General features: G+C 38.6%; 15 protein-coding genes and 1 pseudogene. 10 read left to right on the plus strand and 6 right to left on the minus strand.

Going from position 1 to position 16,848, the window contains the following annotated elements; genetic code table 11:
• Window positions 1-346: 346 nt before the first annotated feature.
• From aspS to DW963_RS11330, 6 genes and pseudogenes are all read left to right on the plus strand, one after another.
• Window positions 347-2,092 carry an aspartate--tRNA ligase gene (aspS, locus tag DW963_RS11305; RefSeq protein ID WP_117915885.1) on the plus strand — a complete coding sequence of 582 codons (1,746 nt, stop codon included), beginning with the start codon at window positions 347-349 and terminating at the stop codon, window positions 2,090-2,092.
• Window positions 2,093-2,619: 527 nt separating this feature from the next.
• On the plus strand, window positions 2,620-2,916 hold the full coding sequence (gene gatC / locus DW963_RS11310) for an Asp-tRNA(Asn)/Glu-tRNA(Gln) amidotransferase subunit GatC (RefSeq protein WP_012738698.1): 297 nt from the start codon (window positions 2,620-2,622) through the stop codon (window positions 2,914-2,916).
• An 11-nt stretch (window positions 2,917-2,927) separates the two neighbouring features.
• A pseudogene (gatA, locus tag DW963_RS11315) lies at window positions 2,928-4,372 on the plus strand (Asp-tRNA(Asn)/Glu-tRNA(Gln) amidotransferase subunit GatA).
• 15 nt (window positions 4,373-4,387) lie between these two features.
• Window positions 4,388-5,839, plus strand: a complete 1,452-nt coding sequence (gene gatB / locus DW963_RS11320; RefSeq protein WP_117915821.1) for an Asp-tRNA(Asn)/Glu-tRNA(Gln) amidotransferase subunit GatB — start codon at window positions 4,388-4,390, stop codon at window positions 5,837-5,839.
• A 32-nt stretch (window positions 5,840-5,871) separates the two neighbouring features.
• Window positions 5,872-6,525 carry a glycoside hydrolase family protein gene (locus DW963_RS11325; protein WP_117915822.1) on the plus strand — a complete coding sequence of 218 codons (654 nt, stop codon included), beginning with the start codon at window positions 5,872-5,874 and terminating at the stop codon, window positions 6,523-6,525.
• 26 nt (window positions 6,526-6,551) lie between these two features.
• Window positions 6,552-7,247: a glycoside hydrolase family 28 protein gene (locus DW963_RS11330; RefSeq protein ID WP_243004321.1), complete on the plus strand. Its 696-nt coding sequence runs from the start codon at window positions 6,552-6,554 to the stop codon at window positions 7,245-7,247.
• A 52-nt stretch (window positions 7,248-7,299) separates the two neighbouring features.
• Here the strand turns inward: DW963_RS11330 and DW963_RS11335 are convergent, their stop codons facing one another.
• The 4 genes from DW963_RS11335 to DW963_RS11350 all read right to left on the minus strand — a co-directional run bounded on the left by DW963_RS11335 (window position 7,300) and on the right by DW963_RS11350 (window position 9,719).
• Window positions 7,300-8,172: an Rpn family recombination-promoting nuclease/putative transposase gene (locus tag DW963_RS11335; protein WP_117915826.1), complete on the minus strand. Its 873-nt coding sequence runs from the start codon at window positions 8,170-8,172 to the stop codon at window positions 7,300-7,302.
• 306 nt (window positions 8,173-8,478) lie between these two features.
• Window positions 8,479-8,889: a hypothetical protein gene (locus DW963_RS11340; RefSeq protein ID WP_147344594.1), complete on the minus strand. Its 411-nt coding sequence runs from the start codon at window positions 8,887-8,889 to the stop codon at window positions 8,479-8,481.
• The gene (locus tag DW963_RS11345) at window positions 8,856-9,173 is read right to left on the minus strand and encodes a hypothetical protein (protein ID WP_117915830.1); all 318 of its coding nucleotides are present in this window, start codon (window positions 9,171-9,173) and stop codon (window positions 8,856-8,858) included. The genes DW963_RS11340 and DW963_RS11345 overlap by 34 nt, the downstream gene beginning before the upstream one ends.
• A gap of 261 nt (window positions 9,174-9,434) precedes the next feature.
• Complete coding sequence (locus DW963_RS11350) at window positions 9,435-9,719, minus strand: PilZ domain-containing protein (protein WP_243269336.1); 285 nt, start codon at window positions 9,717-9,719, stop codon at window positions 9,435-9,437.
• Window positions 9,720-10,055: 336 nt separating this feature from the next.
• Here DW963_RS11350 and DW963_RS11355 point away from each other — a divergent pair, with 336 nt between their 5' ends.
• From DW963_RS11355 to DW963_RS11370, 4 genes are all read left to right on the plus strand, one after another.
• Window positions 10,056-10,934, plus strand: coding sequence for a phosphoribosylaminoimidazolesuccinocarboxamide synthase (locus DW963_RS11355; RefSeq protein WP_117915887.1), 879 nt, complete (start codon window positions 10,056-10,058; stop codon window positions 10,932-10,934).
• 26 nt (window positions 10,935-10,960) lie between these two features.
• The gene (purF, locus tag DW963_RS11360) at window positions 10,961-12,403 is read left to right on the plus strand and encodes an amidophosphoribosyltransferase (RefSeq protein ID WP_117915832.1); all 1,443 of its coding nucleotides are present in this window, start codon (window positions 10,961-10,963) and stop codon (window positions 12,401-12,403) included.
• 262 nt (window positions 12,404-12,665) lie between these two features.
• Window positions 12,666-14,042, plus strand: coding sequence for a uroporphyrinogen-III C-methyltransferase (gene cobA, locus DW963_RS11365; RefSeq protein ID WP_117915834.1), 1,377 nt, complete (start codon window positions 12,666-12,668; stop codon window positions 14,040-14,042).
• Between the two features lie 47 nt (window positions 14,043-14,089).
• Window positions 14,090-14,686, plus strand: a complete 597-nt coding sequence (locus DW963_RS11370) for an HD domain-containing protein (RefSeq protein WP_117915836.1) — start codon at window positions 14,090-14,092, stop codon at window positions 14,684-14,686.
• Between the two features lie 13 nt (window positions 14,687-14,699).
• Here DW963_RS11370 and DW963_RS11375 read toward each other — a convergent pair whose 3' ends face one another.
• On the minus strand, window positions 14,700-16,013 hold the full coding sequence (locus DW963_RS11375) for a sensor histidine kinase (RefSeq protein WP_117915838.1): 1,314 nt from the start codon (window positions 16,011-16,013) through the stop codon (window positions 14,700-14,702).
• Between the two features lie 18 nt (window positions 16,014-16,031).
• Window positions 16,032-16,742, minus strand: coding sequence for a LytR/AlgR family response regulator transcription factor (locus DW963_RS11380; protein WP_158568717.1), 711 nt, complete (start codon window positions 16,740-16,742; stop codon window positions 16,032-16,034).
• Window positions 16,743-16,848 lie beyond the last annotated feature (106 nt).

The following is a 16,848-nucleotide window of genomic DNA, read 5'->3' on the forward strand; positions in this document are numbered from 1 at the left end:
CTTAAAGACTATGAAAGAGACTTCTTTTCATGGAACCTGACAGGAAAGCGATGCCACCGACTGAAAGCATACGCAGGGAATTGATAAGAGGAACGCTCTGGAGTTGGATGGTTGAGCAGCCACGGCTGGGTAGGTCATTCCGTTACACGCGTTAAGTGCAATGAGATGAGAAGCTTAGAACTTTTCAATGCGGGTGGTACCGCGGATAACACAGTTTATTCGCCCCGGGATGTATATTACATCCTGGGGCTTTTTTGCGCGAAAAAGCATAGCAGGATGTTAGACATTATTATTTTATTTGACAGGACATAACATTTTGCTTGTCCAGAAAAGAAAGGAGATTGCAATGGCAAACATGTACAGAGATGTTAACTTAAGTGAAGTTAATGAAAGTTACATCGGCAAGGAGTTAAAGGTTGCAGGATGGGTTGAGAACATCCGTGACCACGGAGGAGTTTCATTTATCGATTTAAGAGATATGTATGGAGTACTTCAGGTAGTACTTCGTGATACAACATTACTTGATGGTATTCATAAGGAAGAGTGTATCGCTATCGAGGGTATTATGGAGCAGAGAGATGAGGAAACTTATAATCCTAAGATTCCTTCAGGAACAATCGAGCTTGAAGCTAGGAAGATTACAATACTTGGACAAGTATACCAGCAGCTTCCATTTGAAGTACAGACTTCTAAGGAAGTAAGAGAGGATGTACGTCTTAAGTACAGATATCTTGATTTAAGAAACCAGAAGGTTAAGGATAACATGATATTCAGATCAAAGGTTATCGCATTCCTTCGTCAGAAGATGACAGACATGGGATTCCTTGAAATCCAGACACCTATCCTTTGTGCTTCATCACCAGAGGGTGCAAGAGATTATATCGTACCTTCAAGAAAATATAAGGGCAAATTCTATGCTCTTCCACAGGCACCACAGCAGTATAAGCAGTTACTTATGGTATCTGGTTTTGATAAATATTTCCAGATTGCACCTTGCTTCAGAGATGAGGATGCAAGAGCTGACCGTTCACCAGGAGAATTCTATCAGTTAGATTTCGAGATGAGCTTTGCTACACAGGAAGATGTGTTCAGAATCGGTGAAGAGGTTCTCACAGAAACATTTGCAAAATTCGCACCAGAAGGATACGAAGTTACACAGGCACCTTATCCAATCATCAGCTATAAGCAGGCAATGCTTGAATTTGGTTCAGATAAGCCAGACCTTCGTAACCCTCTTAGAATTATCGACCTTTCAGAATTCTTTAACAAATGTACATTCAAGCCTTTCCAGAACAAGACTGTAAGAGCAATCAATGTACACGCAAAGCTTTCAAAGGGACAGCATGAGAAGTTGCTTAAGTTCGCTACAGGAATCGGAATGGGCGGACTTGGATACCTTGAGGTTCTTGAAGACGGAAGCTACAAGGGACCAATCGATAAGTTTATACCAGAAGAACTCAAGGGAGAAATCAAAGACCTTGCAGGACTTCAGCCAGGAGATACAATCTTCTTCATCGCTGATAAGGAAGACAGAGCTGCGTACTTCGCAGGACAGATCAGAAACGAACTTGGTGAGAGACTTGATCTCATTGAGAAAAATGCATACAGATTCTGTTATGTTAACGACTTCCCAATGTTCGAAAGAGATCCTGAAACTAAGAAGATTGGATTTACACATAATCCATTCTCAATGCCACAGGGAGGACTTGAGGCACTTAATACAAAAGATCCTCTTGATATTCTTGCATACCAGTACGATATCGTCTGCAACGGTGTAGAGTTATCATCAGGTGCAGTTCGTAACCATGACATGCAGATAATGGTTAAGGCATTCGAGATAGCCGGATATGACGAAGAAGTATTAAAGGCAAAATTTGGAGCATTATACAATGCATTCCAGTTTGGTGCACCACCACACGCAGGTATGGCACCAGGTGTTGACCGTATGATTATGCTCCTTAGAAATGAAGAGAATATCCGTGAGATAATTCCATTCCCAATGAGCGGAACAGCACAGGATTTAATGTGCGGAGCACCAAATGAGGTAACAGAGCAGCAGCTTAGGGAAGTTCATATTAAGGTTAGGGATTAGGAGGCATACGGACGACTGCAGGATTTTTATAAATTCACCGCAGGCACGCTCTCGCTGCTTGTCGCTCGCAGCGGACACTAAGTGGATTGTGCAACAGAGGTATGGTAAGCAAGCTTCCCAACCTCTTTCGCCCAATCCACTAAGTGCCGGCGGCTCCAAAGCACCTTGCTTGTGAATTTATAAAAAATCCTGCCGCCTGCTCGGTGCCAACAACCGCTAACCTAACATAAACTTTCCTAAGAGAAAGAGTGGAGGTTTTCACTCCCCCGACGAGCAAAGCGATGTCGTGCGTTCGTTCCGGGGTAGATGTGTGAGCCTGGAGAAATTGGATAAAGCGTGAACAAGACACTTTGGAGCCGCCGGCACTTAGCAAAATCGGCTGGCGGAGTCTGAAAAGCTGGCTTTCCAGACGGAGGTGGCTGATTTCGCTTAGTACCGCTGCGTGCGACAAGTAGCGAAAGCGTGTCTTGTGATGATTTATCCAATTTCTCCAGGCGTATATAACGACAACGAAAGGAGACGCACACATGGCTAATGTAATTAGTGATGAGACAATTGAGTATGTTGGTATCCTTGCCAAGCTTGAACTCTCTGATGAAGAGAAGGAAGCTGCCAAGAAGGATATGGCTAGCATGCTTGATTATATTGACAAGCTCGGTGAGCTTGATACTACAGGGGTAGAACCTATGTCACATGTGTTCCCTGTTAATAATGTAATGAGAGAAGACGTTGTTACTAATGGTGACGGAAGCGAGGCAACTCTTGCTAATGCACCTGAATGTAATGAATCAGGATTTATTGTACCTAAAACTGTTGAATCATAGAAAGGACGCATATGAGTTTATTAGATTATACAGCTGTTGAACTGGCTGCTAAGATTAAAGCGGGTGAGACAACAGCAACAGAGGCTATGGAAGCTGTTATTGCACAGATTGAAAAATCTGAAGATGAGCTTAACTGCTATGTCACATTTGACAAGGAAAAAGCTCTTGCAGCAGCCAAGAAAGCAGATGAGGATATCAAGGCAGGTAAGCTTACAGGACCTTTAGCCGGAGTACCATTTGCAATCAAAGATAATATGTGTACAGAGGGCATGCTTACTACATGCTCATCTAAGATACTTGGTAATTTCGTTCCAACCTACACAGCAGATGCAGTAGTAAGACTTGAAAATGCAGGAGCAGTAATTATCGGAAAGACTAACATGGATGAATTTGCGATGGGTTCCACAACTGAGACAAGCGCATTTGGTGCAACTAAGAACCCACGTAATCCTGAGCATGTACCTGGTGGTTCATCAGGTGGCTCTGCTGCGGCAGTTGCAGCAAATGAGTGCTTTGCAGCACTTGGTTCTGATACAGGTGGTTCAATCAGACAGCCGGCTTCTTACTGTGGTGTTGTAGCTTAAAGCCAACTTACGGAACTGTTTCACGTTATGGACTTATTGCTTACGGCTCATCATTAGACCAGATTGGACCTTTATGTAAGGATGTAACTGACTGTGCAACTATTATGGAAGCTATCGCAGGCAAGGACGATAAGGACTCAACATCAATTGGAAGAGATGATTATTCATTTACAAATGCATTAGTTGATGATGTTAAGGGAATGAGAATTGGTATTCCAAGAGATTATTTTGGAGAAGGTCTTGACCCTGAGGTTAAGGAGGCTGTTCTTAACGCTGCCAAAGTTCTTGAGAGCAAGGGAGCAATCGTGGAAGAGTTTGATTTAAGCCTTGTAGAGTACGCAATTCCTACTTACTATACAATTGCAGCAGCAGAGGCAAGTTCTAACCTTGAAAGATTCGATGGTGTTAAATACGGATACAGAACTAAAGAATACGAAGGACTCCACAACATGTACAAAAAGACTCGTTCAGAGGGCTTCGGTGCAGAGGTTAAGAGAAGAATTATGCTCGGTTCTTTCGTATTAAGTTCAGGTTATTATGACGCTTATTATCTTAAGGCATTAAGAGTTAAGGCGCTTATTAAGAAAGCATTTGACGAAGCATTTGCAAAATATGATGTAATCCTTGGACCTGTTGCTCCTACAACAGCGCCAAAGCTTGGCTCATCATTATCAGACCCAATAAAAATGTATCTTGGAGATATCTACACTATCTCAGTAAACCTTGCAGGACTTCCGGGACTTTCAGTTCCATGCGGCAAGGACAAGAATGGTCTTCCAATCGGCTTACAGCTCATTGGTGACTGCTTTAAAGAGAATAATCTTATCCGTGCAGGTTACGCTTATGAGCAGGCACGAGGAAGATTTGAATAGGAGGGAGGTATAAGTATGAAGGATTATGAAGTTGTAATCGGACTTGAAGTCCATGTTGAATTAGCTACTAAGACAAAGATTTTCTGCGGATGCTCAACTGAATTCGGTGGAGCACCTAACTCACATACTTGCCCTGTATGCACAGGTATGCCGGGGTCGCTTCCTGTTCTTAATAAGAAGGTTGTAGAGTATGCAGCAGCAGTAGGACTTGCAACTAACTGTACAATTACACAGGATTGCAAATTTGACAGAAAGAATTATTTCTATCCTGATAATCCACAGAATTATCAGATTTCACAGCTTTATCTTCCAATCTGCCGTAACGGACATGTTGATGTGAAGTTAGCAGATGGAACAGAGAAAACTATAAGAATCCACGAGATTCATATGGAAGAGGATGCTGGAAAGCTTGTTCATGATGAGTGGGAGGGCGTGTCATATGTAGATTATAACCGTTCAGGTGTGCCTCTTATCGAAATTGTTTCTGAACCAGACATGCGTTCAGCAGAAGAAGTTATTGCTTATCTTACTAAGTTAAGAACAACAATCCAGTATCTTGGTGCTTCTGACTGCAAGCTTCAGGAAGGTTCTATGAGAGCTGATGTCAACCTCTCTGTAAGAGAGCGTGGTTCAGAGGAGTTCGGAACAAGAACAGAAACTAAGAACCTCAATTCATTTGCAGCAATTGAAAGAGCAATCAAGGCTGAGACAGCAAGACAGATTGACTTAATTGAAGCAGGCGAGAAGGTTGTGCAGGAAACAAGAAGATGGAATGATGACAAAGAATATTCATATGCTATGCGTTCAAAGGAAGATGCACAGGATTACAGATATTTCCCAGACCCGGACCTTGTTCCAATTCACATCAGTGATGAGTATTTAGCAGAGCTTAAGGCAAAACAGCCAGAGTTCAAGGACGAGAAGAAGGCACGTTATATTGAAGAATTCGGACTTCCTGAATATGATGCAGAGATTCTTACAGATTCTAAGAAATTCACAGAAATCTTTGAGGAAGCTACAGCAATCTGCAATCAGCCAAAGAAGGTTTCTAACTGGATTATGGGCGAGACAATGCGACTCATGAAAGAAGAATCAGCTAAGACTGGAAGAGAATTCAGAGCTGAAGAATTAACTTTTTCACCTGAAAGCCTTGCCAAGATTATTACTCTTGTTGAGAAAAAGGAAATCAACAACGCAGCAGCTAAGGAGATATTTGAACATGTATTTGCTGAAAATGTTGATGTTGACGCATATGTTGAGGAGCATGGCTTGAAGCAGGTTAATGATGAAGGTGCACTTAGGGCAACAGTTGAGAAGGTTATCGCAGATAATCCACAGTCAGTTGCTGATTATAAAGGCGGCAAAAAGCAGGCAATCGGCTATCTTGTCGGACAGACAATGAAGGCAATGCAGGGCAAGGCTAATCCGGGAATGGTAAATGCTTTGTTACAGGAGCTATTAAAGTAACATATGAACTTAAAACTATAAGGAGATATGGAATGAAAAAAGTTGATTTTGAGGTAAAACTCCCGTCATTTGTTGACAGAATAGTATATGTTGACAACTATGGTGCAAGACCATACTGTTATACTATTGAAGATGCATCAAGAAATGCTGATGCTATAAACAGGGCTATTAGCTATATCTCAGAAAAGGGCGGCGGAACTGTTGTGATTCCTGCGGGAATCTGGTTTACTGCACCGATTGAGATTAAGAGCGATGTCGAGTTAAGAATTGAGAAGAACGCAATACTTAAATTTTCTAAAGATATTGACCAGTATCCACTTATTATTACTAACTATGAAGGTCAGGAGTGTATAAGAGCCAAGTCTCCAATCACGGCTGAAAATGCTATTAACATCGGTATAACCGGTGGTGGTGTTATTGACGGAAGTGGTGATCTGTGGCGCCCTGTAAAAAAGTTTAAGATTACTGATAGACAGTGGGAAGCTCTTATGAAAAAGAGCCAGTATATAATTGATACTAAAGGTGGCGGCGTATGGATGCCGACAGAAAGCTCATTTAAAGGTAATGAGCATAATATCCAGCTTGACGCTGAGAATGCTCTTGAGAAAGCAAGCGAATATTATGATTTCTACAGACCTGTAATGGTAAGCCTCGTCACTGTAAAAGAATTCTTCTTGATGGTGTAACATTTAAGAATTCACCAGCATGGAATATACACCCATTTTTCTGTAAGAATCTTACAGTAAGAAATGTTACGGTGAGCAATCCGTATTATGCGCAGAACGGTGATGGAATTGATGTTGAATCATGCAAGAAGGTTCATATCCACAACTGTACATTTGAAACAGGTGATGATGCAATCTGCTTAAAGTCAGGCAAGAATGCCGTCGCAAGACAGATTGAGGGACCTTGTGAGGATGTATATATCCATGATTGTCTCGTTAATGAGGGACATGGAGGCTTCGTTATCGGAAGCGAGATGAGCCGTGGTATTAAAAATGTACTGGTAGAGAATTGTACTTTCCTTGGAACTGATGTCGGAGTCCGCATTAAGAGCGCACTTGGACGAGGTGGCGTTATCGAAAATATTAACATAAAGAATATTAATATGGTTGATATTAAGGAACAGGCAATTATTCTTACAATGTCATATGTGCTTAATTCTCTTGACAGAGATGAAGAAATTAACGGAATCGACAAAGACGATATTCCTTATTTTAAGAATATTAATTTCGAGGGAATTAACTGCCTCGGAGCTAAGGAAGCAGTTGTTATAGAGCCGTTAAAGGATATGCCTGAGACAATCACTGATATACACATTAAGGCTTCATCATTTGTTACAAGCAGTGAGAACCGTGTTGGATGCGACTGTCTTACAAGCGAACAGACAACTTATGAGATATTATAGAAAAATCCCGGCAGCACTGATATATGTGCTGCTGGGATTTTTGAGTTGTGACTTAATTTTTCTTTTTTGCTTGGGCTGATAATAATTGCTCGTATTTAGCTTTCCACTTTTCGGTTTCTGATATTTCATTTTGCAATTTTATGTGTAATTCAGTTTTTTCTCTTGTGAGATTTTCCTTATCTTCCTCTAGTTTCTTCAATTTATCTTGCATATGTTTTTCTTCAATCTCAGCCCGTCTTCGTGCTTCACACTGCTGGCGGATTGTTTCGTCACTATTAAGCTCATACAAAGTCTCTGCTGCATCTTTCATATATTCATTACTCTGAACAGCCATACGCAACTCCTCCCATGTCTTAGCCTTGAAGACAGTGGCCCATGTGTCTATTCCATAAGCCTTGTCTTCATCACTCGCCATATGTATCTGAGTTAAGTCTAACACACTGATACCAAGTTTGTCACTATACCTTCTGTGAGTTTTCTTATTCAATAGTTCAAATTCAGCGTAGAATTCCGGTGCGTCTTCAAATAAAGTATAATCAAGAATACCAATATTGATAACAGGTTTAATAGCTTCGTATGCGCCACCTTTATTAAGCTGGCTGAAATCTGAACATAAATAACATAATGACCTGTTTTCCCAGTTGTGCAGATTATTAACCTGCATCTCAAGATTAAGCATTCTGCTGTTATTAAGCAGAATATTTACATCAAGTATAAATGTTTTGGCATTAATGCTTTCCCCTAATATTATAGGATTGGTTATTTCAATATCCTTAATATCTTCAGGGTTAAGATGCAGCAATGCACTTGCCAGTCCAATCAGTGTTTTTCTGCTTTTTTGCAGTATTGCTCGAAACATGTAATCATTAGTCATACCATAATCAATCTTTCCTGTTGCCTCCATAATAGGTGCAGTATTCCCCATAAAATTCCTCCGCTATTCATTTAGTGACTTGTTTTGTGGATATTATTGGCGAAATGTAAAACCTGCCAGACAGTTAAATATAATATTTAACATAATTGCATAATAACATGAAATATATTTTAATGCAATATACAATAGAAAGAAAATATTAAATAGATACGGTATTTAATGAGAGCAATTAAAAAGTTGCATGTGATTCATTATTAGATTGAATGGCATGCAACTTTTTGTATTGTGTCATAATTTTTCTTTTCTGCTTGGGCAGCTAATAATTGCTCGTATTTAGCCAATGGCTCTCATATTGCATTAGTTGTCAACTTCTTCCTGAATCAATTCCAATGCATATAAGTCAACACTCAGATACTGGTTTTTGTAAAGAATTGCAGGGCATTTTACAATAGACAGTTCTTCAGAAGAGCCATCTTTATATTGTATGTTGAGTACATACTGAACAGAAGAATCATTGTCATCATGAAAAGTAACTGGGTGAGAAGGCGTGAAAGCTAAAGCGTCTGTTAAATCTTTCAGTCTTGCACCTTCAAAAACGCCAGTTTTGCCATTAGATTTGTTGATGACAGTAATGCTGTCAGCGTTGTCTATATTGATTGTTACAAGGCTTCTGTTATATATAGTATCAAGAAAATCTGTGACAAGTGATGCAGACTTTCCGAAAGGATGATAGCTCATTCTGTTAATTGTGACTTTATTGTCAAGCACAATAATGCTGTTAGTACGATTGTCTGTGCTGGTATATAATATTCTGTAAGTCCATCCAGATGCAGGCGCAAATAGCATGGCATAACAGTTATATCTTCTACTATATCAATTAATTGTGATTTTTCATCAGATGTCAGACTTATTTCATTTCCTTCTCTTACAATTGAAATATTGCTGTTATCTGATAAGTCAAGCTTAATGTGGCGAGGTCTTAGTAATAATGCAGCTATAATTATTATTAAGATTATAAGAGAAAGAAATGCTGCTTTTTTTGTTTTGTGCATATAAAAACCTCCTTTTTATGTGCATACTGTCATGTTGAACTATTTATTTCCGAACTATAATATAACTATATGTTACTAGAAGTAAATATTGCTGTCAACAATGTGCTAAAATTCCCCAATATAAGATACAACAAGATGACATACTTTATTTGAGGTGTTAAGGAAATACTTTTCTACAGCAGAATTTTTTAAAGCAGTGAGAAACAATAAGACCCAATCAGACAATCAGTGAGAAGAACTGCGTGGTGCCTTTAGTCCTTTTTATTCTTTTCCGGCTTCAATCTCAGCCTCGTATTCATCAAAGATATAACCAAGAATCGGTGCCATGCCGACAAACTCACAGCCATAAAGATAATTGTCAGTGCCCTCAATCGGCTGACTTCTTATAATCTTGACAACACTGTAAAGAGTATCTGTTTCAGAGCCAAGATTAAGAGCAGCATTAAAATAAAAGTTGATAGGAAGCATGCTTTTTGATTCAAATGCTATACCACCCTCAGATATATTGATAACCTTGATAGGTGAATCAAGATTCTTAATTTCCATGTTGTCCTAATTAAAAAGAGAAGAAACATTAAGTGTAAGGTCTGCTTTCATTCTTTTAAAACGTCTTTTTTCAATTCCATTAGCCATAATAAATCTCCCATCTTAATATTATTATTCGAGTGAATAGTACACTTCTAAAAACTGACTATATTTGTATTTTTAATAATACACTTTAATAAGGTAATGCGCAATGCATTATTGCAAAAGATAAAGTCTATTGATTTTGAATGGACGCTGGTATATAATATTTTTGTTTGTTTTTAAACCGCATAAATACTACGGTTTGATAACTTTTTAACTAATAATTTTATTAAGAAGAAAAGGATGGATGAACTCATGGGAAAATGTGAATTACTCTATGAAGGAAAAGTAAGAGAAGTATATGATTGCGATGACAAGCTTGTTATGGTTGCTACAGACCGTATCTCAGCATTTGATCATATTTTAAAGAATAAGGTTACAGAAAAGGGAGCAATTCTTACACAGATGTCAAAGTTCTGGTTTGATTATACTAAGGATGTTGTTTCTAATCATATGGTTTCAGTTGATGTTAATGACATGCCAGAGTTCTTCCACAAGGATGAATATATTGGAAGAAGCATGCTTTGCAAGAAGCTTACAATGCTTCCTGTTGAGTGTATCGTAAGAGGATATATAACAGGTAGTGGCTGGGCAAGCTACAAGGAGAACGGAACAGTCTGTGAAATTAAGCTTCCAGAGGGACTTAAGGAATCAGAGAAACTTCCTGAGCCAATCTACACACCAAGTACTAAGGCTGAGATTGGCGACCATGATGAGAATATTTCATTTGAGAAGAGTATAGAAGTTCTTGAGAAGCAGTTCCCAGGAAAAGGTCTGGAATACGCTACTAAGATTAAGGATGCAACTATCACTCTTTACAAGAAATGTGCAGAGTACGCTTTAAGCAAGGGTATTATTATTGCAGATACTAAGTTTGAGTTTGGTCTTGATGAGAACGGTGAAGTTGTTATCGGTGATGAGATGCTTACACCAGACAGCTCAAGATTCTGGCCATTAGAAGGATATGAGGCAGGAAAGAGCCAGCCATCATATGACAAGCAGTTTGTAAGAGACTGGTTAAAGGCTAATCCAGACAGTGATTATTTACTTCCAGATGATGTAATCGAGAAGACAGTTGAGAAGTACAAGGAAGCATATAAGCTTCTTACTGGTAAGGATTTTTCCCGCAAATAATCACAGTCGATAAGGAATGGAGAATTATGAATCAGATTGATATTAATGACAGCCACTATGCTGAAGATGAACTTCATGAGGAATGCGGAGTTTTTGGTGTATATGATTTCGATGGCAATGATGTTTCATCTACAATATATTATGGCCTTTTTGCCCTTCAGCACAGAGGACAGGAAAGCTGCGGTATAGCAGTCAGTGATACAGAAGGACCTAAGGGAAAGGTTCTTTCATACAAGGATATGGGACTTGTTAATGAAGTCTTTAATCCTGAAAAGCTTGAAAAGCTTAATGGTAATATAGGTGTCGGACATGTAAGATATTCAACAGCCGGAAGCAGCAGCCGTGAGAATGCGCAGCCACTTGTTCTTAACTATGTTAAGGGAACTCTTGGTATGGCACATAACGGTAATCTTCTTAATGCGGTTGAACTGCGTGAAGAGCTTTCTTATACAGGAGCTATCTTCCAGACAACTATTGATTCAGAGGTTATTGCTTACTTAATCGCAAGAGAAAGACTTAATGTTCCGACTGTTGAGGGAGCTGTGTTAAATGCGATGAAGAAGATTAAGGGTGCTTATTCACTTATCGTAATGAGTCCCAGAAAGCTTATTGGAGCAAGGGATCCATTTGGTTTCAAGCCATTATGTATCGGTAAGAGAGATAATGCATACTTCTTATCATCAGAGACATGTGCACTCGATACTGTAGGTGCAGAGTTTGTAAGAGATGTTGAACCGGGAGAGGTTGTTACTATCACTAAAGACGGAATCAAGTCTGATAAGTCACTCTGCCAGAAAAATACAGCAAGATGTATATTTGAATACATATATTTTGCAAGACCAGACAGCAAGATTGACGGAATGGGCGTATATGAGTCAAGAATTAATGCAGGTAGAATCTTAGCAAAGACTCACCCTGTAGATGCTGATATTGTCGTTGGTGTTCCTGAATCAGGTAATCCGGCAGCACTTGGTTTCTCAATGGAATCAGGAATTCCTTATGGTAATGCATTTATCAAGAATAACTACGTTGGACGAACATTCATCAAACCTAAGCAGGAACAGAGAGAGTCAAGCGTTAAGGTTAAGCTGAATGTACTTAAGGAAGCAGTTGCAGGCAAGAGAGTTGTCATGATTGATGACTCAATTGTACGAGGAACAACAAGTGCGAGAATTGTAAGTCTTCTTAAGGCAGCAGGTGCTAAGGAAGTTCATGTGAGAATCAGTTCACCGGCGTTCCTTCACCCATGTTATTTTGGAACAGATATTCCTTCAGAAGACCAGCTTATTGCATCAGGTCATTCTGTAGATGAAATCTGTGAAATTATCGGAGCAGATTCATTAGGCTATCTTGAGGTTGACAAGTTAAGCGAGATGATATGTGGACAGACAGGTTACTGTGACGCATGTTTTACAGGCAATTATCCAATTGAGCCGCCTAAGATTGATATCCGTGGAGAGATGGGCTGATTTGGTAGGTGTTTTTTAGCAGAATAATAGAATATATGACACAAGATGCCTACTAAAAGCATGGAATATGTTATTTAGTAGGCATTTTTAGTAAAAATGTAGCACTATTATAATAGTCACAATCGAAATTTACCTACTAAATTGCTGAATATGCGACTATTTATAGGTATCATGACAACAAGCAAAGAAAATCAGGCTAAAGCAAACAGAAATTAACAGTTTCATGTATCATGACAATAAATACAAGAAAAAGGGGAACAGGATGAGTTATTTTCCGTTTTTTAAAGAAATAGAAGGGGAGAAATGCCTTGTTATTGGTGGCGGTAAGGTGGCAGCAAGAAAGATAAGCAGGCTGAAGGGCTTTGGCGTGAAGATTAAAGTTGTTGCACCGTCTATAGTTTCTGACATAGAGGCAGTGGCGCAGGCTTGCGATAATATAAGTGTTGAAAGAAGAATATTCACACCACAAGATATTGAAAATGCGGACTTTGTTATCGCGGCGGCTGGGGAAGAAGTGGATAAAGAAGCTGTAAGATTGTGCAAAGAAAAGGGTATTCCTGTAAATGTTGTGGATAACCAGGAACTGTGCGACTTTATATTTCCTTCAATTGTGCAGAAGGGTGATATGGTTGCAGGCTTTGTTACAGGTGGGAAGAGTCCGCATGTTGCAGCTAAGTTAAGAAGAGATTTTGAAGCAAATGTATCTGATAATATAGAGAGCATATTAGATTATCTTTCAGAGGTCAGGACACTTGCTAAAGAAAAGATAGATGATGACAGAAAAAGAGCTGCATATATAAGAGAAGTGTCTGAATTCTGCATGAAAGCAGACAGAGTGTGCAGCAACAAGGAAGAAAATGCATTTTTACAGAAATATCTTGATAACAGGAGTGAGACAGTGCTTCCGGGGGCAGCACTTGTTGGAGCAGGATGCGGCTCATATGAACTCATCACAATAAAAGGTCTTAATGAGATAAGACGGGCAGAGGTTATAGTGTATGATGACCTGATAGATGAGCATCTGCTGGAGTTCGCACCGGAGAGCTGTGAGCTGATATACGCAGGTAAGAGAAGCGGCAGACATTCTAAGGCACAGGAAGAGATTAATGAACTGCTTGTTGCTAAAGCACTTGAGGGTAAATATATTGTGAGACTGAAAGGCGGAGACCCGTATGTGTTTGGCAGGGGCGGCGAGGAAGCACTTGCGCTCAAAGCACATGGCATACCTGTACATGAAGTTCCGGGGGTTACATCAGGTATCGGTCTGTGCGGAATGGCAGGAATTCCGGTGACACACAGGGGTGCAAGCCGTGGATTTCATGTGATTACCGGACATACGGCAGATAATCTGTCACCGGAGGTTGAGGAAATCAGGTGGAAATCATATGCAAAGCTTGATGAAACATTTGTATTCCTTATGGGATTAAAGAGTATAGACATGATTACGGAAAAGCTGATGAGATATGGAAAGTTGTCAGATACGCCGGTTGCGGTAATTCACGGTGAGAATACAGATGGTACATATGTAAAGCTTGTCGGAACACTTTCGGATATTGCAGCAAAGGTGAAAGAAGCAGACTTCCCATCACCAGCTATTATAGTTGTTGGCGAGGTTGCGTCACTGGAATTGACGGATTAGCAGAAACTTAAGATGCGCTGAAAAGCAGCGCAGGAATAGAGGTTAACATGGATAAAGACAGACTTGACAGACAGATAGAGTTTATAAGAGAGATTGATAAGGAAAAGAGCATTGGAAGACAGACGTATCTGGCGGATGCGTCAAGAAAGGAAGATGACGCTGAGCATGCATGGCATATGGCAATTATGACTGTGCTTTTGTCTGAATATGCCAACGAAAAGATTGATGTGCTCCGCACAATGACAATGCTTCTTATACATGACCTTGTAGAGATAGATGCAGGAGATACTTATGCTTACGATGAGAATGCTAAGAAGACACAGCGTGAAAGAGAGTTAAAATGTGCTGACAGAATATTCAGTATTCTTCCAGAAGATCAGGGGAAATATATGCGTGAATTGTGGGAGGAATTCGAGGCACAGGAAACACCAGAGGCAAAGTTTGCAAGAACTATGGATAACTTCCAGCCTGTAATTTTAAATGATGCTTCAAAAGGAAAAAGCTGGGCAGAAAAGGGCGTGCATCTCAGCCAAATATTAAAGAGAAATGCAAGAACTGCGGAAGGTTCTGAAGAGCTGTGGAAATATTCTTATGAGAAGCTTATAAAACCTAATGTTGAGAAGGGGAATATTAAAGAGGATTAAACCTCTTTAATATTCATTGTGGGTGTTCAAGCATAACAACAATGCGGAATTCATGCTTTTCCTCTGAATAAGTATAATTGAGCAGACCATTATATTTATCAGCAATTCGTTTTACACTTTTAAGACCATAACCATGAAGGTGGTTATTATGCTTTCCAGAGTGGAGTCTGCCATCAGAGCCTAACGGAGAGGTGTCACAGGAATTAGCAATGCTTATAAGGTCAGCATTTCCGCCTCTTATGAGAGATACATTACAATCTATGTAAGGTTCATTGCAATGTATTGCAGATTCAATGGCATTATCAAGCAGATTACAGAATATAGAAGTATAATCTTCAGAAGGCAGGTATCCGAGAGTATTTGAACGGATATCTGCCTCAAAATTTATATTACAATTACTACATTTTTCGGCATATCTTGAAATAATAATGTTGAGTATATCAATGTTACAGTATCTTTTAGATTTTTTTAACGCTTCGCTGCCGAGAATATTATTAATATATTGAGATATTTTTTCTGTGTGATTTCCGTCATTAAGATTATTAATTGTGTTAAGATGATTCTTAATATCATGGATAAGAATATGCTGCTTTTCATTATTTTCCTGAATATACCTATAATATTCGACGGTATCATTTTCCTTTTGCAGTTCAATCTGTAATCTTGCATATTCGACATTTTTCTTTGAAATGTCCTGTTGCAGATAGAATGTCAGGATATTGATTAGCAAAAGGAGTGTTAAGCAAATAAATATAATAATATTAGTGGGATAAGATATATTTGCATTAATACATATAGAACCAAGTAATAATGTGATAACGGTTGAGATAACTGGAATTAAATACAGCATTAGAATGCTTTTTTGAGGTTTATCATCTTTTAAATAATATGTCTGTTTGTCAAATATTCTGATCGCAAATTGAGAAACCAGAAGATAGACAGATTTACTTAAGATAACGAATGTTAAGCCAGAGCTATTATAAATGTTATTTTCGCGGTATAAATATATGCTGATGTGAGGAAGGGCAGCAATAAGCCCTTCAGACAGTGCCATAATTATTGTTAAAGCAAGAGCATGAAAAACAGCAGGGTATATTTTTACATTATAATTTAAAACAATACAGATAAAGTAAATAATGAGAGAAAAAAATATATTAATGGCTGCATTTCCTAAAAATGAGACTGGAATAAGTAATAAAAAGAAACAGATTGTGATAAGAAAAGATAAAAATGTATTTCTTTTAGCTTCAAATAAGCGGTTGCAATACAGCCATAATATAATAGCTTCTATTACATATACGAATAAATAATAGCATATTGGATTCATGTGTATTTCCCTCCTGAGTTATCGTATAGTTGTAAGATATGCTGAGTAATTCTGATAGAAAGTATTGAATTTACGCATGGCAATATCTGCACAGAGATTATTTTCTAAATATATCTTGTTTGTTGTATAGGACAAAATGTAATTCATATTTACAATATAGCAGCGGTGACATTGATAAAAACTGCCAGATGGAAGCATTGATTTAATGACGGCCAGAGTCTGGGTAGTAGTATATTTATTAGAAGTCGTGTAGATTGTAACATTGCGGCAATGAGGATTAACTTCAGCCATAATGACATCTTTTACGGATATCGTATAGTTTGCACCCTGACATTTAATGATAATACGACCGCCAATAGAGTTATATTCAGATATGGCATCTTCGAAATTACGCATAAAACGTTTTTCTTCAAGAGGCTTTGAAATATATCTGAATACATGGAAACGCATAGCATCATCAAGATATTCCGGAAAAGAAGTAACAATAATTATTATTGCTGCTGGATAGGATTTTAGAAGGGTATTACCAACAGTAATGCCGTCCATACCAGACATCTGTATATCTAGATAGACAATATCAGGTCTGATACTGGAAGCTAGCATGTCTTCACCAGAGTGAAAAGTATAAATATCAGGCTGATTTATCTTATGTTCTATATAGTATTTCTCACATAGAGATTTAATCTGATTGCAGATCAGATTGTCATCATCACATATAAATATATTCATTATCCAATCTCCATAAATAAAATTATTATAATTATAACTTATTACTTGATTAAAATAAATGTGTATTTTGAGATATGATGTCATTTCAGACATGAAATATGTCATT

Source organism: Eubacterium sp. AM46-8 (assembly GCF_003466705.1).
Classification (GTDB): domain Bacteria; phylum Bacillota; class Clostridia; order Lachnospirales; family Lachnospiraceae; genus Lachnospira.